The following is a 749-nucleotide window of genomic DNA, read 5'->3' as shown; positions in this document are numbered from 1 at the left end:
TGATGCATTTGTTAGGCGAAATTTATCTACTTAGCTCACCAGCTTTTAAAAGTAGTCGAACCATTTTTACTGACATTGCAGATGTACCGTAAGTCAAAAACCAACCATCATCATCACCTAGCATCCCCACTACGTGATCAGGTAATAATAATCTACGTCTAATTAAATCATGAGTGTACGAATAAACACCTTCAGCATCGATATCCTTAACTGGAAATGTTAGTAAACTTGCTTTATCTATAAAGTGTCTTGGATAGGGTCCATTATCTTTAATTACTGGCTGCTCTATAGCTGCTACCAAAAAATCAATCATATGATCGGTAATACCTACAACTCCATTGATAAAAATTTGTTGCTCCATAGCTGAGAATGAAAAGTCAGCATCTTTGCAATACAACAAGGCAATTGCCATTCTCACTCTTTTACTAGAGGTTTGAGTTATTGCATCAACATAATTGGCTAATAATTCTTGGCCATCACTACTATCAATAGACTTATTTAATTCAATTCTTTCTTCTTCGCTCATTGACTCATAACGAGTTTCTACGCATTCAAAAAAACTTTCAACTCGTTCTTTCTGCCTTGTTTGATAAGCTGTGCAGAGTTTTTTATATACGCTTGAGCCTACGGAAAGAACTGTTTTAGATGAAACTAAATCTGTCATATTATTCTCACTATTTCGCCTAACGCCTGCATAACACGTTTGCTACTATGCAGATTAAGCCTAAATTTACCACTAAACACGGTAA

Annotated in this window: 1 protein-coding gene; it reads right to left on the bottom strand. The window is 35.4% G+C overall.

The features are described 5' to 3' along the window. Positions 1–22: 22 nt before the first annotated feature. Positions 23–664 (bottom strand): hypothetical protein, encoded by a 642-nt coding sequence (locus tag A6E03_RS04335; RefSeq protein ID WP_065600237.1) that lies wholly within the window; start codon positions 662–664, stop codon positions 23–25. Positions 665–749 lie beyond the last annotated feature (85 nt).

It is taken from the genome of Aliivibrio sp. 1S128 (assembly GCF_001691065.1).
Taxonomy (GTDB): domain Bacteria; phylum Pseudomonadota; class Gammaproteobacteria; order Enterobacterales; family Vibrionaceae; genus Aliivibrio.
The sequence above is the reverse complement of the archived record's forward strand: the minus strand, read 5'-3'. Positions and strand labels throughout refer to the sequence as shown.

Excerpts from the sequence above, each read along its gene's own strand:
- A6E03_RS04335 (WP_065600237.1), bottom strand. The coding sequence starts at position 664 with ATGACAGATTTAGTTTCATCTAAAACAGTTCTTTCCGTAGGCTCAAGC.